Source organism: Aeromonas sp. CA23, from assembly GCF_002587065.1.
Lineage (GTDB): Bacteria > Pseudomonadota > Gammaproteobacteria > Enterobacterales > Aeromonadaceae > Aeromonas > Aeromonas bestiarum.
In genome coordinates this window covers 3751157-3770461 of sequence record NZ_CP023818.1, presented here as the reverse complement: position 1 = coordinate 3770461, position 19305 = coordinate 3751157, and the positions used below count along the sequence as shown (strand labels likewise).

Sequence of the window (19305 nt, the reverse complement as noted above, 5' to 3'; positions counted from 1 at the left end):
ATGAACGTACAATAGTCTCATCCCAAGGCCGACCCCTTTATCCTGAATGACTGCGACCCAGCCCACAGTGACGACCACTTCTCCTGCCACGCCGCCTCGCGACGGTTTCATCCTGACCCGTCATGGCCGGGATGTGCGCGGCCGGGCCGGGCAAGAGGGATGCACCGAGATAGTGATGTGGCTCTGGAGCGAGCAGGGGCCGGTGCGGCTGGTGGTGCCGGGGCAGGAGCCCGTGTTCTTCCTGCCGCAAAGCCACATGCAGGAGGCGGCCGAGCTGTTCAAGGGGGCCGGCGTGAGCGGGCGATTTCGCCGTCTGCCCATGCACACCTTCGACGGGCGTGCCGTGGTGGGCTGCTATTTCTCCACCCTGAGCGCCTTTCACCGCGCCATAGAGTTGCTGCTGATCCGCGGGCTGGAGCACTTCGAGGCGGATATCCGGCTGCCGGAGCGTTTCCTGATGGAGCGCTTCATCACGGCCGGGGTCCGTTTCGGCGGCCATGCACGGCAGAAGGGGGGCAAGCGTGGCTACTGGGAGGTGAACGAGGCGCGCTGCGCCCCGCAGGCGGTGACGCCGAGCCTCTCCTGGGTGTCGCTGGACGTGGAGTGTGCCATGGACGGGGCCCTCTTCTCCGTGGGGCTCTATAGCCGTGAGGATGCGCGCGTCATCATGATAGGCGCCCCCGAAGCCGGTGCCGAGGCGTGGGAGACCCGCATCGAGTGGGTGGCGGATGAAAATGCCCTGCTGAGCGCACTGGAAACCTGGTTCAGCCAGCACGATCCCGATCTGGTGATCGGCTGGAACGTGGTCAATTTCGACTTTCGCCTGCTGCTGCGCCGCGCCGAACTCAACAAGCGGCGGCTGCGCCTAGGGGGGGGGGGGGGAGGGCGGGGGCGCGAACTCTGCTTCTGGCGCTCGTCACGCAACGATCCCCAGACCGGCAACGTCATCATCCCGGGTCGCATGGTGCTCGACGGCATCGACACCCTGAAAAGCGCCACCTGGCAGTTTGCCAGCTACAGCCTGGATGCGGTGGCAAGCGAGCTGCTCGGTCGCGGCAAGGATATCGAGGATGTGGCGAACCGGGGGGAGAAGATCACCGAACTGTTCCACTCCGACAAGGAGGCGCTCGCCCGCTACAACCTGGAAGATTGCAGGCTGGTGTGGGAGATCTTCGACTACTGCCACCTCATTCCCTTTGCCATCGAGCGCGCCTCCCTCACCGGCCTCGAACTCGATCGGGTGGGGGGCTCGGTGGCGGCCTTCACCAACCTCTACCTGCCGCGGCTCCATCGCGGCGGCTATGTGGCGCCCAATCTGCCTGCCGATGGTGGGCTGGCGAGCCCGGGCGGCTATGTGATGGACTCCAAACCCGGCCTCTATCGCCACGTGCTGGTGCTCGATTTCAAGAGCCTCTATCCCAGCATCATCCGCACCTTCTGCATCGATCCCATGGGGTTGGTGGAGGGGTTGCAGTACCCAGAACAGGCCATTCCCGGCTTTCGCGGCGCCCTGTTCTCCCGTACTCGCCACTTTTTGCCGGATCTCATCGCCACCCTGTGGGCGGCGCGAGACAGGGCCAAGGCGGCCAGCAACAAGGCGCTCTCCCAGGCCATCAAGATCATCATGAACTCCTTCTACGGCGTGCTGGGCTCGGGGGGCTGTCGCTTCTACGATCCCAGGCTCGCCTCTTCCATCACCTTGCGTGGCCACAGCATCATGCAGCAGACCCGGGAGTGGATCGAGGCGCAGGGGTTCGAGGTGATCTACGGCGACACCGACTCCACCTTCGTCCACCTTAATCGGGACACCAGCCCCGAGGCGGCGGACGAGATTGGCCATGAGCTGGCCCGGATGATCAACGACAACTGGAGTGCGCTGATCAGGCGCGAGTTCGACCTGCCGAGCCATCTGGAGATCCAGTACGAGACCCATTACCGCCGTTTCCTGATGCCCACCATCCGCGGGCTGGAGAAGGGCAGCAAGAAGCGTTACGCCGGCCTGGTTGGAAAACAGGAAGAGGGGCGAGGGGAGGAAGAGCATCTGGTGTTCAAGGGGCTGGAATCGGTGCGCACCGACTGGACCATGCTGGCCAAGCAGTTTCAGACCCGGCTCTACGAGCTGGTGTTTCACGACCAGGACCCCAGCGGCTACGTGCGCACCATAGTGGATGAGACCCGGGCCGGCCTGCACGATGACTTGCTCATCTACCGCAAGCGGCTGCGCCAGAAGCTGGAGGAGTACCAGAAGAACGTGCCACCCCACGTGCGGGCGGCGCGTCTGGCCGACGAGGAGAATCTGCGCCGCGGTCAGCCCCAGCGCTATCAGCACAGGGGCACCATCGCCTATCTAATGACGCTGGGCGGCCCGGAACCGCTGGAATACAGGCGCAGCGCCATCGATTACGAGCACTACATCGACAAGCAGCTGAGGCCCATCGCCGACGCCATACTGCCCTTCATCGGCGAGTCATTCGACCGGATCTGCGGCCAGCAGCTGGATCTCTTCTAGCCCGAAGGCGTGCAAGGCGTGGAGGGAAGGGACGCGGGGAGGTGAGCTCAGGCGGGTGCAAGCTGACCTCTGTTCCCGATTGGCAAGAAGCCGAAATGCAAAAAGCCCGCTGTTAAGCGGGCTTCTTTAATCTGGTGCGTCCTAGTGGATTCGAACCACCGACCCCCACCATGTCAAGGTGATGCTCTAACCAGCTGAGCTAAGGACGCAGGGTGCGCATGGCGACTTTGTGTTGCAGGGGAGTGGTGGGTTTAATTGGATTCGAACCAACGACCCCTACCATGTCAAGGTAGTGCTCTAACCAACTGAGCTATAAACCCACATCTGCAATATATTCAATTTATTCAAACTGTTATGGTGCGTCCTAGTGGATTCGAACCACCGACCCCCACCATGTCAAGGTGATGCTCTAACCAGCTGAGCTAAGGACGCATAACAGTGTCGTGATGGTGCGTCCTAGTGGATTCGAACCACCGACCCCCACCATGTCAAGGTGGTGCTCTAACCAGCTGAGCTAAGGACGCATCACGAAAAGTGGTGGGTTTAATTGGATTCGAACCAACGACCCCTACCATGTCAAGGTAGTGCTCTAACCAACTGAGCTATAAACCCGCTTTTCAGTACGCAAGCGAACACGACGTCGCTGGCGTGGTCGGCATACTACCCATGCCCCCCAAGGCTGTCAACAGGCCGCACACACAAAGGAGACTGTTTGCCCAGTTCTTGCGCAGCCTGTTGATTTTGCAGGCGAGCCACTCTCGTGAGCGGCTCGCCGAGCACACATTTACTGGGCCCGGGAGAGGGCGGTACAGGCCTCTGGACTGGCGAAGCGGCCATAGATGAGGCGCAGGCGGGCGCCCAGCATCAGGGCGGCGCCGGTCAGGCCGACGATGAAGCCGACCCAGAAGCCTTGCGGCCCCATGCGTGGCACCAGCCAGTCGGTCAGCCCCAGGATCATGCCGGTGGGCAGCCCGAGACCCCAGTAGGCGACTATGGTGACGTAGAAGATAGCCTTGGTGTCCTTGTAACCGCGCAGGGCCGCGGCCGCGACCACCTGCACCGAATCGGAGATCTGGTAGATGGCGGCAAAGAACAACAAGGTGGCGGCCAGCGTGATCACCTGCATGTCGTCGGTGTAGATCCCCGCGATATGCTCGCGCAGCAGCACAGTCAGGGCGGCGGTGCCGGCGGCGACCGCCATGCCCAGCATCAGGCCGGTACGGGCGGCGACCCTGGCGTGAGCAGGCTGGCCTTCGCCTATGCTGTGGCCGACCCGGATGGTCACGCCTACCCCAATCGACAAGGGCAGCATAAACACCAGGCTGGAGAAATTCAGGGCTATCTGGTGGCTCGCCACCGTTTCGGCGCCGAAGGGGGCCAGCATCAGGGCCACCACGGTAAACAGGGTCACCTCGCAGAAGATGGCCATGGCGATGGGGAAGCCCAGCCGGAACAGGCGCCAGATCCGGCTGCCATTGGGACGGGCGAGTTGAGCGAACAGGTCAATCTTCTTGAAGTGGGAGGATAACTTCACGTAGAGGATCATCGCCAGCAGCATGGCCCAGAGCACTATGGCGGTGGCGACGCCGCAGCCGACACCGCCGAGCTTGGGCATGCCGAAGTGACCGTGGATGAAGACGTAGTTCGCGGGAATATTGACCGCCAGCCCCACGAAACCTATCACCATGGTCGGCATGGTGTGGGAGAGCCCCTCACTGAAGTTGCGCAGCACCTGGAACAGCACGAAGGCGGGCAGACCCCACATGATGGCGTGCAGGAAGCCGGTGGTCTTGTCCGCCATGACAGGATCCACGTCCATCAGATGCAGTGCCAGCGGGCTGAAATAGAGCGCCAGCATGGCGAAGGGGATCACCATCAGCGCCAGCCAGAAGCCCTGGTGCACGGCCGGGCGCACCTCGTCCCGTTTGCGAGCGCCATTGAGCTGGGAGACGATGGGGGTGAGCGCCATTATGATGCCCTGGGTCAGCAAGATGATCGGCAGCCAGAAGCTGGAGGCGACCGACACTGCCGCGAGATCCACGGCGCTGACCTGGCCCGCCATCACGGTATCGACGAAGCTCATGGCGACCTGGGCGACCTGGGCCACCAGAATGGGGCTGGCTAAACGAACGAGCTGCCTCGCCTCGGACCAATAACGTTGCACTGACACCTCCGAGTGGATCAGATAAATGAGAAAGAACGGATAACGGATGGGCTTTTGTCTCCCCACTGTGGGGAGACAACATGCGGGGGTGTCATTCTAGCCTGAAAATCAACCATCGTGAAACGGTTGAGGCGTGGCTTTGTGGCGGGATCAGGCGTCTTCGTGATCGCTGATCAGCAGATTGGCGGCGGCATAGGCGGCCTGCTCGCGCAGATCGGCCGGCACCCGCTCGTCAGAGGCCACGGCGTTGAGCGCCCGTATAGCCGCGGCGATGGCTTGCGGCACATAGCCCTGATCACCTGAGCCTATCTGGTTATAGGCGATGCGAATGGCCTCACAACATTGATATACCTGCATTTCTTTTTCCTCGTTAACCCGAATGTGAACGCCGTCACTATAGCGATCGAGGGCTGGCTTGTCAGCTGGCGCGCTTGTCAGTGCCGCGGCGCGGGGTTAACCTGCCTTTTTTCGTAGCAGGAGACGAGACATGTTCACCGGCATAGTGCAGGGGACCGCCGAACTGGTGGCCATCGAAGAGCTGCCCAACTTTCGCACCCACCTGATCCGCATGCCCAGCCTGGCCTGGGGTCAGGGTCTGGCGCTCGGCGCCTCCGTGGCTCACAACGGCTGCTGCCTGACCGTCACCCGGGTGGAAGGGGATCTGGTCAGCTTCGATCTGATGCAGGAGACACTGCGTCTGACCAACCTCGGCCAGCTGCAAACTGGGGACAAGGTCAACGTGGAGCGGGCGGCCCGCTTTGGCGACGAGATCGGCGGTCATGCCATGTCCGGCCACATCATGGGCACGGCTGAGGTGATCTCCGTCATCGACACCCCCAACAATCGCCAGGTGTGGTATCGCCTCGCCCCCGAGCTGATGAAATATGTGCTGACCAAGGGTTACATCGGCATCGACGGCATCAGCCTGACCGTGGGGGAAGTGCGTGAGAACACCTTTTGCGTCAACCTGATCCCGGAGACCCTGGCCCGCACCAACCTCGGCTGGGTCAAAGCCGGCTGGCACACCAACATCGAGATAGATCCCCAGACCCAGGCCATCGTCGATACGGTGGAGCGGGTGTTGGCGGCGCGCCAGCCGGGGTGATCTGGCTGGTTCAACTCCCCCTGGCGATTTGCCATAGAAAAGGGCCTGCATCCTGCAGGCCCTTTGTGATCTCTTGATCGCTTTCGCTCGCCGTCACAACAGCCGCTCGGCTTTTTGTGACTCGCAATCAGAACAGCGGCTCGGCTTTTTGTGATTCGCAGTCAGAACATCTGCTCGGCTTTCTGTGACTCGCAGTCAAAACATCTGCTCGGCTTTTTGTGACTCGCAGTCAAAACATCTGCTCGTCGTCTGCATCCACAAACAGCTGCAAACAGTCGCGGGCTTCGTCCCGGTGCAGCCGCAGGTGGATGGGGTTGCAGCAGGCCATGCAATCCTCGTAGAACTCCTGATCCCCCTGGCTGGCATCCAGCTCGACCCGGGTGTGATGGCCACAGTGGGGGCAGACGATACGCTTGCTGGTGTACTCGATCATGGTGACCTCCTCGGGCCCGTGGGCCGCCTATCTTCCCTGATTCTAGTCGGCCGGGAGGGGGTTGACCGCGAGCAAGCGCACGTTTATGACAGAGATCAAGGGCGCCGCCGTGTCAGGTTTTCTGGCCCTATGCGCCCCTGGTTCCTGCGCGCGTTCACGCCACCCAGCTGGCCAGCATGTCGGCATCCAGTTCGGCGAGCGAACGCAGCTGGTGATCGGCGATGGCCAGACGCGGATCGCCCACCAGGGCGGGATCCGGTACTATGAGCGCCTTCATGGAGGCCGCCTTGGCCGCCAGCAGGCCGGTGAAACTGTCCTCTATGGCCAGACAATGTACCGGCAGGATGCCGAGCTTCTCGGCGGCGTGGATATAGACATCCGGGTGTGGCTTGCCGAAGCGCTCCACCTCGGCGGAGTGCACCGCCAGGAAGCGATCGCGGATACCGAGCTTGCCGAGCACAGCCTCCACCATGGAGAAGGGAGAGGAAGTCGCCAGACCCACTTTAAGCCCCTGTGCTTCCATCAGGGTCAGCGCGTCCAGCACGCCGGCCTTGGCCTCACCTTCGCTCAGGATGAGGGCGTTGACCCGATCCAGAATACGCTGCACCACCTCTTCCTGACTGGGGCCCACCCAGGGGCGCAGCCGATACCAGTGCGCCACCAGCTGATCGATGCGCACGCCTATGGTGGAGTTGCAATCTTCCTCGCTGTGGGGGTGACCCAGCTCGGAGAAGACAGCCATCTGGGCCCGTTGCCAAAAGGGTTCCGAGTCGATCAGAACACCATCCATATCGAAGATCACGGCAGCTAACATCTTGTACTCCTGACAAATTTGAAGGGGGATTATAAGCCCGACGGGCAAATGCAAAAGGGGCATTGCCATGCCCCTTGCGCCCGATCACATCGGCAAACGTTTGTTTTGCTGTGGCAAAAAATAAGGGTTAGAAAATCACTTCTACCTTGGCGGCGACCGCCTTGGCCTTTTCCACCGCATCCGGGCAATCCTGGGCGCGGGCCAGCGCCACGCCGAGACGGCGGCGACCGGCTATCTCCGGCTTGCCAAACAGCCGCAGCTGGGCACCCGGCACCAGGGCCAGCGCCTCGCCAATTCCTTGATAACGGATGTCCTGACTGTGCCCCTCGCGCAGCACCACGGCGGAGGCGCTCGGCCCGTACTGGGTGATGGTGCCGACCGGCAGCCCCAGAATGGCGCGCACGTGCAGGGCGAACTCGGAGAGATCCTGGGAGATCAGGGTCACCATGCCGGTGTCGTGCGGGCGGGGCGAGACCTCGCTGAACCACACCTCGTCGCCCTTGATGAAGAGCTCGACCCCGAACAGGCCGTAACCGCCCAGCGCCTCGACCACCTTGGCCGCTACGGCTTTGGAGCGGGCCAGTGCCAGCTCGCTCATGGCTTGCGGCTGCCAGGATTCGCGGTAGTCGCCATCTTCCTGACGATGGCCTATGGGCTCGCAGAAGTGGATGCCATCCACCGCCCGCACCGTGAGCAGGGTGATCTCGTACTCAAAAGGCACGAAGCCCTCGACGATCACCTTGCCGCGACCGGCGCGTCCCCCCTCCTGGGCATAGGTCCAGCTGTCGTCCAGTTTGGCGAGATCCCGCAGCACGCTCTGCCCCTTGCCGGACGAGCTCATCACGGGTTTCACCACGCAGGGCAGGCCGATCGCCTCGACGGCGGCGATGAACTCCTCCTTGCTCTGGGCGAAGCGATAGGGGGAGGTGGGCAAGCCCAACTCTTCGGCGGCGAGCCGGCGGATCCCCTCCCGGTTCATGGTGAGCTGGGTGGCGCGGGCGTTCGGCACCACCTTGACCCCCTCCTGCTCAAGCAAGGCCAGGGTATCGGTGGCGATGGCCTCGATCTCGGGGATGATAAGGTCCGGCTTGACCTTGGCCACCAGGGCACGCAGGGCGTTACCGTCGAGCATGTCCAGCACGTGGGCTTTGTGCGCCACCTGCATGGCGGGGGCATTGGGGTAGCGGTCGGCGGCGATCACCTCGATCCCGAGCCGTTGCAACTCGATGGCGACTTCCTTGCCGAGTTCCCCCGAGCCAAGCAGCAGGGCGCGGGTGGCGCCGGGGCGGGTGGCGGTTCCAAACATGTGATCTCTCCTGATGTCGTTGGTCACAGTTGATGGCCGCTATTGCGGGAATAGCGGGCAAAAAAAGAGGCACGCATGGCGTACCTCAGGAAACGGATTTGTGGGCGCGCTGCTCCAGATGGGTGAGCAGCGTGATGGCGCCAATGATGATGGCAGCGCCGAGCCACAATCGGCCGGGCGGTGCCCAGCCAAACACCAGCCAGCCTGCCAGCACGTTCATGGGCAGCTTGGCAAAATCAAAGGGTTGCACGAACGAAGCCTCGGCCACGCTGTAGGCGCGGGCGATGGACATCTGGGCCAGCGCAGACAGCACCCCTGACACGGCCACCAGCAGCCACTGGGTTTCGCTCGGCCACTGCCACTCAGGCAGGGCCAGCATGGCGTTGAACGGGGTGCTGAAGATGAGCAGGTAGACCACTATGGTGTGGGACGACTCGCTCGCCGCCTGATAGCGCACCAGCAGGGAGTAACCGGCCCAGAACAGGGCGGCCGCCACTGGCAGCAGGGAGGCCCAGCCGAAATCATCGGTCCAGGGGGCCAGGATCACCATGGCGCCGACAAAGCCCGCCAGGGTCGCCAGAATGCGCGCCCGGCTCACCTGCTCCTTGAGCAGCAGGGCCGATCCCAGAGTGGCAAACAGCGGGGAGGTCATCAAGAGCGCTATCCCCTGCCAGATGGGCACAGGCACCGCCAGCGCCCACAGCCAGAACTGGATGCCGATCACGGCCAGCAGCACCCGCAGCAGGTGCAGCCTCAGTTGGTTGGTCATCAGGGACTGGCGCAAGCCGTGGCGAACCAGCCAGGGCAGCAGACAGATCAGGGCAATCAGGTATTGATGAAAGGCGACCTGGGTCGAGGGGAGGCCAAGTTTGAAGCTGACGTACTGGCTCAGGCTGTTGACGGCGGCGAAGCAGAGGCCTGCCACCATCATCCAGACTGCACCGGCAAAAGGAGAGTGCCTGCGCGAGTGTGCCATGGGATCCGGGTCACTGAAAAAAGTGCGGCGGATCATAACGGCAATCGTTTGTTCTGCCAAGCCTTGGGCGGCTGGCTGCGGTCCGTTGGCGATAGAATGAACTAAGGTCAAAATTTTTGAACAAGTTGAGCATCTATTTTCGCTATCCGCATATAAGCTCAGCGTTTAGAGTGACCTCCATCGACAGCCAAGCTGTTCAACCGACCACCTAATGGAGTTTCACCATGGCTAACATCCTCGTTCTCAAGTCCAGCATCCTGGGCCAGTATTCCCAATCCAACGCCCTGATCGACGGTTTCCTGGCCGACCATCAGTCCGATACCGTCACAGTGCGTGATCTGGCGGCCCTCAACCTGCCGGTACTGGATGGCGAGCTGGCTTCGGGTTTGCGCGGTGGTGACAACCTCAATGAACGCCAGCTGGCCGTCATGGCCCAGTCCGACGAGCTGGTCGCCGAATTGAAGGCGAGCGACCTGGTGGTGATTGCCGCCCCCATGTACAACTTCAACATCCCGACCCAGCTGAAAAACTGGATCGATCTGGTGGCCCGTGCCGGCGTGACCTTCCGTTACACCGAAACCGGTCCGGTCGGTCTGGTGGAGAACACCCGCGCCCTGGTGATCAGCCCCCGTGGCGGCATGCACGTCGGCAGCGCCACCGATCTGGTGACTCCCTACATGCGTACCGTGCTGGGCTTCATCGGCATCAAGGACGTGGACTTCATCTACGCCGAGGGCATGGGCATGGGCCCGGACGCCCAGGCCAAGGGCATAGAGCAGGCCAAAGGCCAGCTGGAAACCCTGGCTCTCTGATCAAGAGACAGGCCATGGCGGGCGCGGCATAACGCAGAGCCGTGTCGTACCAAACGAAACAACGCAGCCCAAGGGCTGCGTTGTTGTTTCTGTGCGGGCGAAGACGGGGTCAACAGGGGCAAAGGGCGCGAGTCAATCCCGAATGAAGCGGCGACAGCCGCTGCCCACCATCAGGCACACGGCGACCAGAGAGCCCAGCAACAGGGTGCTGAGCCACTGTTCGGCACTGTCGGGCAGGCGGGGGGAAAACAGGCTGATCATGAGAAGGGCACAGAGGGTGATCAGACTGGTCTGTCGGGTCAGGAACATCATGGGTCATCCTTGGCTGCGGCTGGTGAGTGGAAGGCTAACCGCGGTCTGTGACAGCAAGATGTATCCATACTTCTTGCCGAAGGTCAGTCGACCGGGGTAGCCATCACCATAGCAGCTTTTGCGGCCGGAGCCAGCGACATGGGTCGGGTTGTGATCCGGATCCCTATCTGAACTGTTTCTGATCCGGTCGGTAGTGGAAGTCGCCGCTGGCAAGCCTGGCGATCAGGGCCGCCTGGTCGAGATCCTGCGCCTTGCAGAGATCATCCAGATCATCGTAACGATCACGCAGCTGCATGTTGATCAGGCTCAGCAGCATGTTGACGTCCATGGTGGCGAAGTTGTTCAGGTTCATGAGGTGTGCTCGTTATCCAGCAGATGCAGCTGTTCGATGGCGTCGCTGACACTTTGCAGGTGCAGGCGAATGGTCTGGCGCGCCTCGCTGGGCAGATAGTCGGTGAGGGTATGCTGCCAGCTGCCCGCTTCGCTCTTGAGTTGCTGGAACAGGGTGAGCCCGGCCTGGGTGAGTGACACCAGACTGACCCGCTTGTCCTGTTCGCTGCTCTCGGTAAACAGGATCCCCTTCTCCACCAGGCGGTGGATTTCGCGGGAGATCCGCACCTTGTCCATCCCGCTCGCCTCTACCAGCTCTTTCTGGCTGATGGGGTAGTTGGGGCCAAGCACCATCATCAGGCGCCACTGGGGCACCGTCAGCTGATAGCGCTGCTGGTAAAACTGCTCAAAAGTGTCGCGCACCATCTCGGCGGCGTGAACCAGCTGATAGGGGGGATAGTGCGCAAGCAGCTCTATGATCTTTGACATATGACATCCTGCTGTGACGGCTGCATCGGGTGCAGTTTCTCTTGATACTTTGACCTTGATGATACGTAACACAAGGACATTTGTCTGAACATGCACCAGAGAAATGTGCGGTTGCGCACGTCATCCGCCGCAACCGGGTCTGTTCGAAGCTGATTTTTGCCTCGGGTTGCTCAGCCTTTACGCAGCCAGATCAAGGCGTTGTGCTTGAGCCAGGCTTCGCGGCTCTGCAATGTGTAGAGCGCCGCTTCATCGCGACTGCCCACCTGCCAGCTCTGTGGCTCCTGTTTGGGCAGCTTGCGCTGACCCAGCAGACAGGCCGGCACATGGGCATTGGCCTTGATGGCCGCATCCAGCCGTGGCTGCGCCACTTCGGGGCCGTCACAGACAAACGCCATCAGCGCCCTGTTGTAGAGCAGCCAGCTGGAGGCCTCGTCGAAGCGGACCAGCAAGGCGCGCAGGGCGGCCCAATCCCCTTGCAGGGCATAGAGGCTGGAGAGGGGATAACGGCAACCCAGCTCATCGGCGATGCACAGGTCGAGCAGCGCCAGATATTCGCTGCGCGCCTGTTCGAGCTGGCCGAGGCGCAGCAGGCAATCGGCCCGGCCGGCTCTGGCGGCGAGCAGGGGGCGGGCCTCGTGGGCACTCCAGCCGTGGCCGGCCATCTGCTGCCAGAAGGCGGCATCGAACAGGGGCTCGGCATCGTCAATCACCTTGTCAAACCAGCCGAGGCGAGCCTGGGGATCGCGGCAGGCATCGGCCAGTTCGAACCACTGCTGCCACTGCTCGGCCTGCTCGCTATCGAGGGCTGCCTGAGCGCCGGGCACTGCCTGATACTCATCCAGCTGCAGCAGCTGGTTGAGCGCCGTCTTCATGTTCTGACGCTGGCGTTTGCAAAATTCCATGAAGGGCAGCTCGCTGCCGGCGGCCGCGTGCAGCATCTGGGCCATGGGCTTGTCGCGAAACAGGCTGAGCTCGGCGGCCAGACTGAAGCGGTACTGGGTGGTGGGATCGTTCAGATCCTTCGGCTTGGGCCAGCTGGCAAACCCCTGGCTGAAGCCGTAACACCACTGGCCGAGGGGGTGGCTCTGCGCGAACACCTGCTCCGGGGTCTCGGTGGAGAGACGGCACTGACTCGGCAAGGCGAGCTGGGCCTCGTCCGCCTGGGCTTCCAGTTCAGCGATCAGATGGTGCAGCGCGTCGCTGCTCTTCTCATCCAGCTCGGCGTCATGTGGCAACAGACCGGCCAGCGGGGCCTGCCAGTCAGGGGCATCCGGTCCCACCAGACGGGCGCACAGAAAACCGTGCAGCGCCGGGTAGGTCATGTCCTGCCCACTGTGGGTCTGGATCCATTGATTGAGATGACGGGTACGAGTGGATGGATTCATCGACAGTTCCTCTGGATTTGAACAGCGGCGCAGTCTACCCAAAAGTGGGGTTATTTGCAGCAAAGCCCTGGCTGACTGACGATTATATCGCCACCAACCGGGCTGGCCGCCCCGAAAATCGTGTGAGAGAAGGGCAAGGGACTAGGCCCGGTTACCGCTCTTGAGGTAACATGCGCGCCCATACGGGCAATGAAAAATTGGCCATCCGGATAATGAAAGAAGAGATCACCATGTTACAGATTGGCAAGATGAACACCCTCACCGTAATCGAGCTCGAAGAGAGGGGCGCCTGGCTTGCGGCCGACGAATATGGCGAGCTGTTGCTGCCCAAGCGTCAGCTGCCGGAAGGCGTGGCCGAGGATGACGGTGTGGAAGTCTTTCTCTATCTGGATGCCGACTGCGAGCCGGTGATCACCACCGACAAGCCGTTCGCCATGGTGGGTGACATAGTCGGCCTCAAGGTGGTCAATGCCAACAAGATCGGGGCCTTCCTCGACTGGGGCATGAAAAAGGATCTGTTCGTGCCGACCCGCGAGCAGAACAAACCCATGCAGGTGGGCCACGTCTATCTGGTGCACCTGATGCTCGACAACGAGGGGCGCATGGTGGGCACCAGCCGGCTGGAACGTTTCCTGCGCACCGACAAGCCTCCCTTCAAGGCCGGTGACGAGGTGACGGCGCTGCCGGGCGAACACACGCCGCTTGGCATCAAGGCGATTGTCAACGGTGAATACTCTGGCATGCTGTTCAAGAACGAGGTATTTGGCCGGGTGATGACGGGTCGACCGCTGACCGCCTGGGTCAAGCAGGTGCGCGACGACGGCAAGCTGGACTTGACCCTGCAAAAGCCGGGCATGGATCGGATGGACGACGCCGGTGGCCGGATCCTGATCCGGCTGATGAAGCAGGGTGGCAGTCTGGCGGTGGGCGACAAGAGCGAACCCGAGCTCATCTACAAGATGTTCAACATGAGCAAGGGTACCTTCAAGAAGGCCATCGGCGGCCTCTACAAGCAGGGCAAGATTGTCATCGAAGACAACTGCATCACGCTCGTTGCTGCCGATAGCACGCCGGACGGCGAATAAGTGCCGAGTCCCTGTGTCGGCCTGTGTCAGGCCCGGGATGGGCTCTGCCTCGGCTGTGGCCGTACCCTGACCGAGATCGGGCACTGGTCGGCCATGGAGAGCGATGCCCAGCTGGCTGTGATGGCCGAGCTGGATGGGTCAACAAGCACCCATGCGTGCCCTGGCTGTGGCGAGCCGGCGTTTTGCGCCGTCTCCGCCGGTCAGACCATAGATCAGTGCTGGTGCAGCCAGCTGCCCGTCTTGCCCATGAGCGAGGCGAGCGCCTGCTGGTGTCGTCGCTGTCTGGCCAAGGCCATAGCGGCGCAGGCTTAGCAGAGAACAAAAACAAGAAAGGCGCCAATGGCGCCTTTTTTATGCCTGTTGCTGGCGGTGCCAGCGCACATGGACATTGTGCTCGTTCAGATAACGGGGCAGCAGGAAGGTGGCATAGATCACCTCAAACTCATCCTGATGGTCCAGCAAGCCGACCCACACTTCGACCCAGCGCTCCATGTCGACCGGCACACCGAGTTCGGTTGACCAGTCTCCGTTGGGCAGGGTCGCCTCGACGGCGCCACGCTGTTCAAATTCCAGGGTGATGTCGACGATTTGTTCGGGGGCCAGCATGTCTGCGGCCTGCTCAAGAAACTGATCATAGGCCCATTCGACCAGCTGATCCGGGGTACGCTGTTCCATGAAATCACTCCAGATACATCGAGGTTCGCTACTGTAGCAAGTATTGACGGTGGCGGCCAGACCAGTGCGGATGGCCATTTGCTGCCTGTCCAACGAAGCGGGCAGGAGGTATGGTTGAAGAGGCGGTTAACCCGGGCTGGCTGAGCCCGGGCCCTGTTCACAGGAGTGAGGCCATGAAGCGGCGGGTGCGGCGACAGCAGATCAAGCGACGGCGGGAGACCTGGTGGTGGCACTATCTGCCGCTGCACCAGGGCACGGTAGGCGGTCATCTGGGCCCGCCGGCCGAGACCTATCCATCGGGCTCTGATTGATCTGCTGTGATCTGGGAGAGGGAGGGCCTCGAGCCCACAGGCTTGAGCATCGCCCACCGAGCCCGAATGCCTTAGTCGGCCTGATGCACCCTGTTGAGGGTGACCTGACCCAGCTGCCCCATCTGGCGGCGGATCCAGGCCGAGCGCTGCTGCACATAAGGGGAGGGCGGCTTGACCCGATAGCGCCAGGGATTGGGCAGGGCGGCGGCGAGCAGAGAAGCCTCATAGCGGGTCAGGCGGGCGGCCGGTTTGCCAAAATAGTGCCTGGCGGCGGCTTCGGCGCCATAGATGCCGGGACCGAACTCCACGATATTGAGATAGACCTCGAGGATGCGGGACTTGTCCCAGCCCAGCTCCATCAGCAGGGTGAACCAGGCCTCGATCCCCTTGCGCAAGAAGCTGCGATCGCTCCACATGAAGAGGTTCTTGGCCGTCTGCTGGCTGAGGGTGCTGGCACCCCGCACCCGCTCGCTGCGCTGGTTGTGCTTGAGCGCCGAGCTGATGGCATTCATGTCGAAGCCGTTATGATCGGGGAAGCGCTGATCCTCGGCGGCGATCACCGCCAGCTGCAGCTCCCGCGAAATGCGCTCGAGCGGCACCCAGTCATGCTTGACCTCGGTCACCTTGGCGGGCGGAAACAGGGCCCGCTCGATGCGCCAGGTCCACATGGGGGGATCGATAAAGCGCAGCAGCGCCACCGAGACGATGGAGCTGACCAGCGCTGCCAGCAGCAGCTTGCCGAGCCAGCCCAGCAGGCGGCGTTTCAGCGCCGGTCGCACGGGGTCGGGCTCGGGTTCCCAGACATACTGGCCAGGATCATCGGGATCCGGAATTATTGGGGCAGCCATTCGATGTGGCAGAACTTCTCGTCAACACGGCGGGAGAGCAGCATGCGGGCAAACAGGTGCTCATACTCTTGCTCGGCATTGCCAAGCCCGACCCAGATCTCGGCGTACTCGGCATCGCTCACGGCAAAACCCACGTCCGCTTCCCAGTCATCGGCCGGATCGGTTTCCGCCAGCAGACCCCGATCGTTGAACGCCTGGTTGAACAGGGCTATCTCCTGCTCCGGCAGGTTGTCGGAGGCCAGCTCCATGAAGAGTTCGAGGGCGGTGTCGAGCAGTTCCTCGACGCTGTGCATTTCGTCGTTCAAAGACATTGGTCTGTTCCAGATAATAAAAAAGAGAAGCCCCGCCAGCGATGCCGGACGGTGGCGCGCGGTATTCTAGCTGGCCCCCGCTCCCTTGGCGAGATCCGGCTCCGCGAGTCGGCCCCGTTTGTGACAATAAAAAACCGGATCCTGCTACAGGATCCGGTCTTCATTGAGGGAAAGGGTCACGCATGGGGCGTCAGCTCATCCCTTCTTGTCGTCGGCGAAGGTGATATTGAGCTCCAGCACCGACAGCTCATCACTCTTCTTGTCCAGCTGGACCGTGATCTTGTCAGGGTCTATCTGCACATATTTGCGGATCACGTCGAGCAGGTCCTGTTTGAGCTGGGGCAGGTAATCCGGCCCCCCTCTGGACGAACGCTCGTGTGCGACTATGATCTGCAACCGCTCTTTGGCCAGTTGTGCGGTGTTTTGTTTCTTGTTGGAACGAAAATAATCCAATAATGACATGTTTAACTCCCGAACAGTCGGCTAAAGAAGCCCTTCTTTTCTTCTTCCAGAAAACGAAAATCCTTGGTGTCGCCCAGCAGACGGGCAACGGCATCCTCATAGGCCTGACCGGCATCGGACTCCTTGTCCAGAATGACCGGCTCCCCCGAGTTGGAGGCGCGCAGCACAGCCTGGGACTCCGGGATCACCCCGAGCAGCTTGATGGCCAGGATCTCCTGCACATCCTGCACGCTCAGCATGTCGCCACGGCTGACGCGGGTCGGGCAGTAGCGAGTGAGCAGCAGGTGCTCCTTGATCGGGTCTTCGCCGCGCTCGGCACGACGGGACTTGGAGGCCAGGATGCCGAGGATGCGATCCGAGTCACGCACGGAAGAGACTTCCGGGTTGGTGGTGACGATGGCCTCGTCGGCAAAGTAGAGCGCCATCAGGGCACCCGCTTCGATCCCGGCTGGCGAGTCGCAGACGATGTAATCGAACTTCATCTCCGCCAGCTGATCCAGGATCTTCTCGACCCCTTCACGGGTCAGGGCGTCCTTGTCCCGGGTCTGGGAGGCCGGCAGGATGAACAGATTCTCGCTGCGCTTGTCCTTGATGAGGGCCTGATTGAGGTTGGCCTCACCGTTGATCACATTGACGAAGTCATACACCACGCGCCGCTCGCAGCCCATGATGAGATCCAGATTCCTCAGGCCAATGTCAAAATCGATGACCACAGTCTTGTGGCCACGCTGAGCCAAACCTGTGCTCAGGGCCGCGCTGGTTGTGGTCTTGCCAACGCCACCTTTACCCGATGTAACGACTATGATTCGCGCCATTCTCGCTTCCTTGTAACTCTATTTGATATGGTCTATTCGGAGTTGTTCGTTATCCAGCCGGACATGTACCGGCTGTTGTATCAGGCCGGCCGGCAGCGCATCGCTCAGTTGGAACGTGCCTGCGATGGATAGCAGCTCGGCCTGTAATTGCTGGCAATAGATCCGTGCCTGGGTGTTGCCTTTGGCACCGGCTATGGCCCTGCCGCGCAGGGTGCCATAGATATGAATGCTGTCGTCGGCGATGACTTCGGCGCCCGGGCTCACCGAGCCCAGTATCACCAGCGAGGTGCCGGCGGCATAGAGCTGCTGACCGGAACGCACCGGGCCCACGTGTACCTTGCTCGGCACCAGAGGCGCCGGGGCGGCTTTGACCTCGACCACGGGCGCCGGGATTGGCGCTTTTTCCGGCGGAAGCTCGGCCTTGCGGCTCTTGCCGGACGCCATCACCGCCAGACCCGCCGCCTTGGCGGCCGTCTTCATCGCCTCGTTTTGTGTCCCCGTGATCCCGACCAGCACGAAATCCTCCGACTCCACCAGCTCCTTGAGCTGTTCGAAGTCAGGAATATCCGTCAGTCGTTCCACATTGATGACGAGGGGGGCACAATTAAAAAACTGGGGTGCCTGGGCGACCTTTGCCGCCAGCAGCTGGCGGATCCGCTCAGGCTTGCCATCGCTGATATGCAACACAGAAATAGTGAAGGTGGTCCCTTTCAATTCGTTATCGCGCTCAACCATGAATCTTCCCCGAGACAGAGACGGTAATCCGTTATTGTTATTCAATTCCTGATGTTATAGTTTGCCACCATCAGAGGCAATAAACCCGTCGGATTATATCAATTTCCATGTTATGTGCAGTCTATAAAAGTCGCAAAAAAGCCGAGACCTATCTTTTTGTTGAAAGAAGAGAGGATTTTTCCCGTGTACCCGAGGTGCTGATGAGTACATTTGGTCGCCCCGAGCTGGTATTGATGACCAAGCTGGACCCAGCCAGGCCCTTGGGGATCGCCTCGACCAGCCGGGTGATGGAGGCGCTGAAAAGCCAGGGCTTCTATCTGCAGGTGCCACCGCCGCCGGAAAATTTGCTGGAGCAGCACAAGGCACAATTAAAGGCCTCGGGCTGATGAAGGGTCGGCTGGCACTGTTATTATTGAGCGGGCTGTTAAGTGCCCCCTTGCAGGCCAGCCCCGATTTTGACACCTATGTCACTGGACTCAAACAGCAGGCTCTGGCCGCCGGGATCAAGCCCGAAACCGTGGCGGCCGCCTTTGCCGATATTAGGGTCATAGAGCCCGCCATCAAGCACGATAAAAACCAGCCAGAATTTAAACTGACGCTGGACAGCTATATTCCCCGCGCGGTTCCGCAATGGAAAGTCAATCAGGCCAAGGCCTTATATCGTCAGCATTTGCCGCTGCTCACAAAAATAGGGGCGGAATATGACGTGCAACCCCGATTTATTGTCGCCTTGTGGGGCATAGAAACCAATTTCGGTAAATTGACCGGCACATATCCGCTGATCTCCTCGCTGGCGACCCTGGCCTGGGATGGTCGGCGGGAGGACTTTTTCAAGGGTCAGCTGCTGGATGCGCTGCGCATCATAGAGCAGGGGCATGTGACCCCCGCCGCCTTCAAGGGCTCCTGGGCCGGCGCCATGGGGCAGGTGCAGTTCATGCCCTCTTCCTTCCTCAAATACGCGGTCGATCAGGATGGGGACGGCAAGAAGGACTTGTGGGGCAATCTGGCGGATGTGTTTGGTTCGGCAGCCAATTATCTGCAGCAGAATGGCTGGCACGGGGATGAAACCTGGGGACGCCAGGTCAAGGTGCCCGAGGGGCTGGATCCCGCCCTGCTCGGACTGGAGCAGACCCGACTGCTGTCGGCGTGGCAGGCTCTCGGCGTACGTCAGCGCGACGGCTCACCCTTGCCCAGGGTCGAGATGCAGGCCTCCCTGGTACGCCCCGATGATGCCAAGGGCCGCGCCTATCTAGCTTATCCCAACTATCTGGTATTGCGCCACTGGAATCGCTCCCACTATTTTGTGGTGGCGGTGGGCACCCTGGCCGATCGCATCGTGGAATAACCGGCGCAGCGCCGGGCGACTCGGGTGACGTGTTGAACGCTGTGTTTATCTGGAGAGGTGCATGGGGCACGGGAATATGGGAT

At 61.4% G+C, this 19305-nt stretch carries 24 protein-coding genes and 5 tRNA genes; 8 read left to right on the top strand and 21 right to left on the bottom strand.

The window, feature by feature from the left end; all coding sequences use genetic code 11:
- The first annotated feature begins 46 nt into the window (after window positions 1-46).
- Entirely contained in the window at window positions 47-2509 is a 2463-nt protein-coding gene (locus CK910_RS17495) for a DNA polymerase II (RefSeq protein ID WP_098984146.1), read from the top strand.
- Between the two features lie 132 nt (window positions 2510-2641).
- On the opposite strand, the gene CK910_RS17490 is transcribed toward CK910_RS17495, so the two are convergent.
- The 7 genes from CK910_RS17490 to CK910_RS17460 all read right to left on the bottom strand — a co-directional run bounded on the left by CK910_RS17490 (window position 2642) and on the right by CK910_RS17460 (window position 5030).
- Window positions 2642-2718, bottom strand: a tRNA-Val gene (locus tag CK910_RS17490).
- Between the two features lie 34 nt (window positions 2719-2752).
- Window positions 2753-2829: transfer RNA gene (locus CK910_RS17485), tRNA-Val, on the bottom strand.
- Window positions 2830-2864: 35 nt separating this feature from the next.
- Window positions 2865-2941: transfer RNA gene (locus tag CK910_RS17480), tRNA-Val, on the bottom strand.
- Between the two features lie 15 nt (window positions 2942-2956).
- Window positions 2957-3033: transfer RNA gene (locus tag CK910_RS17475), tRNA-Val, on the bottom strand.
- 11 nt (window positions 3034-3044) lie between these two features.
- Window positions 3045-3121, bottom strand: a tRNA-Val gene (locus tag CK910_RS17470).
- A 172-nt stretch (window positions 3122-3293) separates the two neighbouring features.
- The gene (locus CK910_RS17465; protein ID WP_043555856.1) at window positions 3294-4673 is read right to left on the bottom strand and encodes an MATE family efflux transporter; all 1380 of its coding nucleotides are present in this window, start codon (window positions 4671-4673) and stop codon (window positions 3294-3296) included.
- A 150-nt stretch (window positions 4674-4823) separates the two neighbouring features.
- Window positions 4824-5030 (bottom strand): YaeP family protein, encoded by a 207-nt coding sequence (locus tag CK910_RS17460; protein WP_043138843.1) that lies wholly within the window; start codon window positions 5028-5030, stop codon window positions 4824-4826.
- 130 nt (window positions 5031-5160) lie between these two features.
- On the opposite strand from CK910_RS17460, the gene ribE2 reads away from it, so the two are divergent.
- The gene (ribE2, locus tag CK910_RS17455) at window positions 5161-5778 is read left to right on the top strand and encodes a riboflavin synthase E2 (RefSeq protein WP_098984145.1); all 618 of its coding nucleotides are present in this window, start codon (window positions 5161-5163) and stop codon (window positions 5776-5778) included.
- Window positions 5779-6007: 229 nt separating this feature from the next.
- Here the strand turns inward: ribE2 and CK910_RS17450 are convergent, their stop codons facing one another.
- From CK910_RS17450 to CK910_RS17435, 4 genes are all read right to left on the bottom strand, one after another.
- Window positions 6008-6211, bottom strand: coding sequence for a CPXCG motif-containing cysteine-rich protein (locus tag CK910_RS17450; protein ID WP_005301298.1), 204 nt, complete (start codon window positions 6209-6211; stop codon window positions 6008-6010).
- Between the two features lie 154 nt (window positions 6212-6365).
- Complete coding sequence (hxpB, locus tag CK910_RS17445) at window positions 6366-7025, bottom strand: hexitol phosphatase HxpB (protein WP_098984144.1); 660 nt, start codon at window positions 7023-7025, stop codon at window positions 6366-6368.
- Window positions 7026-7152: 127 nt separating this feature from the next.
- A complete protein-coding gene (purT, locus tag CK910_RS17440) occupies window positions 7153-8331 on the bottom strand; it encodes a formate-dependent phosphoribosylglycinamide formyltransferase (RefSeq protein ID WP_098984143.1) in 1179 nt (392 codons plus the stop codon).
- Between the two features lie 85 nt (window positions 8332-8416).
- Complete coding sequence (locus CK910_RS17435; RefSeq protein ID WP_172955442.1) at window positions 8417-9307, bottom strand: DMT family transporter; 891 nt, start codon at window positions 9305-9307, stop codon at window positions 8417-8419.
- A 224-nt stretch (window positions 9308-9531) separates the two neighbouring features.
- On the opposite strand from CK910_RS17435, the gene CK910_RS17430 reads away from it, so the two are divergent.
- Window positions 9532-10119 (top strand): FMN-dependent NADH-azoreductase, encoded by a 588-nt coding sequence (locus CK910_RS17430; protein WP_098984141.1) that lies wholly within the window; start codon window positions 9532-9534, stop codon window positions 10117-10119.
- A gap of 132 nt (window positions 10120-10251) precedes the next feature.
- Here CK910_RS17430 and CK910_RS17425 read toward each other — a convergent pair whose 3' ends face one another.
- From CK910_RS17425 to CK910_RS17410, 4 genes are all read right to left on the bottom strand, one after another.
- Window positions 10252-10431 carry a hypothetical protein gene (locus tag CK910_RS17425; RefSeq protein WP_043138817.1) on the bottom strand — a complete coding sequence of 60 codons (180 nt, stop codon included), beginning with the start codon at window positions 10429-10431 and terminating at the stop codon, window positions 10252-10254.
- Window positions 10432-10594: 163 nt separating this feature from the next.
- Complete coding sequence (locus tag CK910_RS17420; protein WP_043138815.1) at window positions 10595-10783, bottom strand: DUF4250 domain-containing protein; 189 nt, start codon at window positions 10781-10783, stop codon at window positions 10595-10597.
- Window positions 10780-11250: a MarR family winged helix-turn-helix transcriptional regulator gene (locus CK910_RS17415; RefSeq protein WP_043138813.1), complete on the bottom strand. Its 471-nt coding sequence runs from the start codon at window positions 11248-11250 to the stop codon at window positions 10780-10782. The genes CK910_RS17420 and CK910_RS17415 overlap by 4 nt, the downstream gene beginning before the upstream one ends.
- A 170-nt stretch (window positions 11251-11420) precedes the next feature.
- A complete protein-coding gene (locus tag CK910_RS17410) occupies window positions 11421-12635 on the bottom strand; it encodes a UPF0149 family protein (protein ID WP_098984139.1) in 1215 nt (404 codons plus the stop codon).
- A gap of 212 nt (window positions 12636-12847) precedes the next feature.
- Between CK910_RS17410 and CK910_RS17405 the strand changes: the two genes are divergently transcribed.
- Together CK910_RS17405 and CK910_RS17400 are read left to right on the top strand one after the other, a co-directional pair.
- On the top strand, window positions 12848-13720 hold the full coding sequence (locus CK910_RS17405) for a CvfB family protein (protein WP_098984138.1): 873 nt from the start codon (window positions 12848-12850) through the stop codon (window positions 13718-13720).
- Window positions 13721-14032, top strand: a complete 312-nt coding sequence (locus tag CK910_RS17400; RefSeq protein ID WP_098984137.1) for a DUF1289 domain-containing protein — start codon at window positions 13721-13723, stop codon at window positions 14030-14032.
- A 39-nt stretch (window positions 14033-14071) separates the two neighbouring features.
- On the opposite strand, the gene CK910_RS17395 is transcribed toward CK910_RS17400, so the two are convergent.
- Window positions 14072-14395 (bottom strand): HI1450 family dsDNA-mimic protein, encoded by a 324-nt coding sequence (locus CK910_RS17395; protein ID WP_098984136.1) that lies wholly within the window; start codon window positions 14393-14395, stop codon window positions 14072-14074.
- Window positions 14396-14505: 110 nt separating this feature from the next.
- Here CK910_RS17395 and CK910_RS23845 point away from each other — a divergent pair, with 110 nt between their 5' ends.
- A complete protein-coding gene (locus tag CK910_RS23845) occupies window positions 14506-14706 on the top strand; it encodes a hypothetical protein (RefSeq protein WP_157774640.1) in 201 nt (66 codons plus the stop codon).
- A gap of 71 nt (window positions 14707-14777) precedes the next feature.
- On the opposite strand, the gene mtgA is transcribed toward CK910_RS23845, so the two are convergent.
- The 5 genes from mtgA to minC all read right to left on the bottom strand — a co-directional run bounded on the left by mtgA (window position 14778) and on the right by minC (window position 17877).
- Complete coding sequence (gene mtgA / locus CK910_RS17390; RefSeq protein ID WP_098985143.1) at window positions 14778-15485, bottom strand: monofunctional biosynthetic peptidoglycan transglycosylase; 708 nt, start codon at window positions 15483-15485, stop codon at window positions 14778-14780.
- A 53-nt stretch (window positions 15486-15538) separates the two neighbouring features.
- A complete protein-coding gene (locus CK910_RS17385; protein WP_041205707.1) occupies window positions 15539-15865 on the bottom strand; it encodes an HI1450 family dsDNA-mimic protein in 327 nt (108 codons plus the stop codon).
- A 195-nt stretch (window positions 15866-16060) separates the two neighbouring features.
- Window positions 16061-16327, bottom strand: a complete 267-nt coding sequence (minE, locus tag CK910_RS17380; protein ID WP_005311265.1) for a cell division topological specificity factor MinE — start codon at window positions 16325-16327, stop codon at window positions 16061-16063.
- A 2-nt stretch (window positions 16328-16329) separates the two neighbouring features.
- Window positions 16330-17142: a septum site-determining protein MinD gene (gene minD / locus CK910_RS17375; RefSeq protein WP_098984135.1), complete on the bottom strand. Its 813-nt coding sequence runs from the start codon at window positions 17140-17142 to the stop codon at window positions 16330-16332.
- Window positions 17143-17160: 18 nt separating this feature from the next.
- Complete coding sequence (gene minC, locus CK910_RS17370) at window positions 17161-17877, bottom strand: septum site-determining protein MinC (RefSeq protein WP_043138799.1); 717 nt, start codon at window positions 17875-17877, stop codon at window positions 17161-17163.
- 107 nt (window positions 17878-17984) lie between these two features.
- Here minC and CK910_RS17365 point away from each other — a divergent pair, with 107 nt between their 5' ends.
- Together CK910_RS17365 and CK910_RS17360 are read left to right on the top strand one after the other, a co-directional pair.
- Window positions 17985-18263: a YcgL domain-containing protein gene (locus tag CK910_RS17365; protein WP_043138797.1), complete on the top strand. Its 279-nt coding sequence runs from the start codon at window positions 17985-17987 to the stop codon at window positions 18261-18263.
- Window positions 18263-19222, top strand: a complete 960-nt coding sequence (locus CK910_RS17360) for a lytic murein transglycosylase (RefSeq protein WP_098984134.1) — start codon at window positions 18263-18265, stop codon at window positions 19220-19222. The genes CK910_RS17365 and CK910_RS17360 overlap by 1 nt, the downstream gene beginning before the upstream one ends.
- The last annotated feature ends 83 nt before the right edge of the window (window positions 19223-19305 follow it).

What these genes read in the sequence shown, in the direction of transcription:
- CK910_RS17495 (WP_098984146.1), top strand. Translation starts at nt 47, where the DNA reads ATGACTGCGACCCAGCCCACAGTGACGACCACTTCTCCTGCCACGCCG.
- CK910_RS17460 (WP_043138843.1), bottom strand. Translation starts at nt 5,030, where the DNA reads ATGCAGGTATATCAATGTTGTGAGGCCATTCGCATCGCCTATAACCAG.
- ribE2 (WP_098984145.1), top strand. Translation starts at nt 5,161, where the DNA reads ATGTTCACCGGCATAGTGCAGGGGACCGCCGAACTGGTGGCCATCGAA.
- CK910_RS17450 (WP_005301298.1), bottom strand. Translation starts at nt 6,211, where the DNA reads ATGATCGAGTACACCAGCAAGCGTATCGTCTGCCCCCACTGTGGCCAT.
- hxpB (WP_098984144.1), bottom strand. Translation starts at nt 7,025, where the DNA reads ATGTTAGCTGCCGTGATCTTCGATATGGATGGTGTTCTGATCGACTCG.
- purT (WP_098984143.1), bottom strand. Translation starts at nt 8,331, where the DNA reads ATGTTTGGAACCGCCACCCGCCCCGGCGCCACCCGCGCCCTGCTGCTT.
- CK910_RS17435 (WP_172955442.1), bottom strand. Translation starts at nt 9,307, where the DNA reads ATGGCACACTCGCGCAGGCACTCTCCTTTTGCCGGTGCAGTCTGGATG.
- CK910_RS17430 (WP_098984141.1), top strand. Translation starts at nt 9,532, where the DNA reads ATGGCTAACATCCTCGTTCTCAAGTCCAGCATCCTGGGCCAGTATTCC.
- CK910_RS17425 (WP_043138817.1), bottom strand. Translation starts at nt 10,431, where the DNA reads ATGATGTTCCTGACCCGACAGACCAGTCTGATCACCCTCTGTGCCCTT.
- CK910_RS17420 (WP_043138815.1), bottom strand. Translation starts at nt 10,783, where the DNA reads ATGAACCTGAACAACTTCGCCACCATGGACGTCAACATGCTGCTGAGC.
- CK910_RS17415 (WP_043138813.1), bottom strand. Translation starts at nt 11,250, where the DNA reads ATGTCAAAGATCATAGAGCTGCTTGCGCACTATCCCCCCTATCAGCTG.
- CK910_RS17410 (WP_098984139.1), bottom strand. Translation starts at nt 12,635, where the DNA reads ATGAATCCATCCACTCGTACCCGTCATCTCAATCAATGGATCCAGACC.
- CK910_RS17405 (WP_098984138.1), top strand. Translation starts at nt 12,848, where the DNA reads ATGAAAGAAGAGATCACCATGTTACAGATTGGCAAGATGAACACCCTC.
- CK910_RS17395 (WP_098984136.1), bottom strand. Translation starts at nt 14,395, where the DNA reads ATGGAACAGCGTACCCCGGATCAGCTGGTCGAATGGGCCTATGATCAG.
- CK910_RS23845 (WP_157774640.1), top strand. Translation starts at nt 14,506, where the DNA reads ATGGTTGAAGAGGCGGTTAACCCGGGCTGGCTGAGCCCGGGCCCTGTT.
- CK910_RS17385 (WP_041205707.1), bottom strand. Translation starts at nt 15,865, where the DNA reads ATGTCTTTGAACGACGAAATGCACAGCGTCGAGGAACTGCTCGACACC.
- minE (WP_005311265.1), bottom strand. Translation starts at nt 16,327, where the DNA reads ATGTCATTATTGGATTATTTTCGTTCCAACAAGAAACAAAACACCGCA.
- minD (WP_098984135.1), bottom strand. Translation starts at nt 17,142, where the DNA reads ATGGCGCGAATCATAGTCGTTACATCGGGTAAAGGTGGCGTTGGCAAG.
- minC (WP_043138799.1), bottom strand. Translation starts at nt 17,877, where the DNA reads ATGGTTGAGCGCGATAACGAATTGAAAGGGACCACCTTCACTATTTCT.
- CK910_RS17365 (WP_043138797.1), top strand. Translation starts at nt 17,985, where the DNA reads ATGTTATGTGCAGTCTATAAAAGTCGCAAAAAAGCCGAGACCTATCTT.
- CK910_RS17360 (WP_098984134.1), top strand. Translation starts at nt 18,263, where the DNA reads ATGAAGGGTCGGCTGGCACTGTTATTATTGAGCGGGCTGTTAAGTGCC.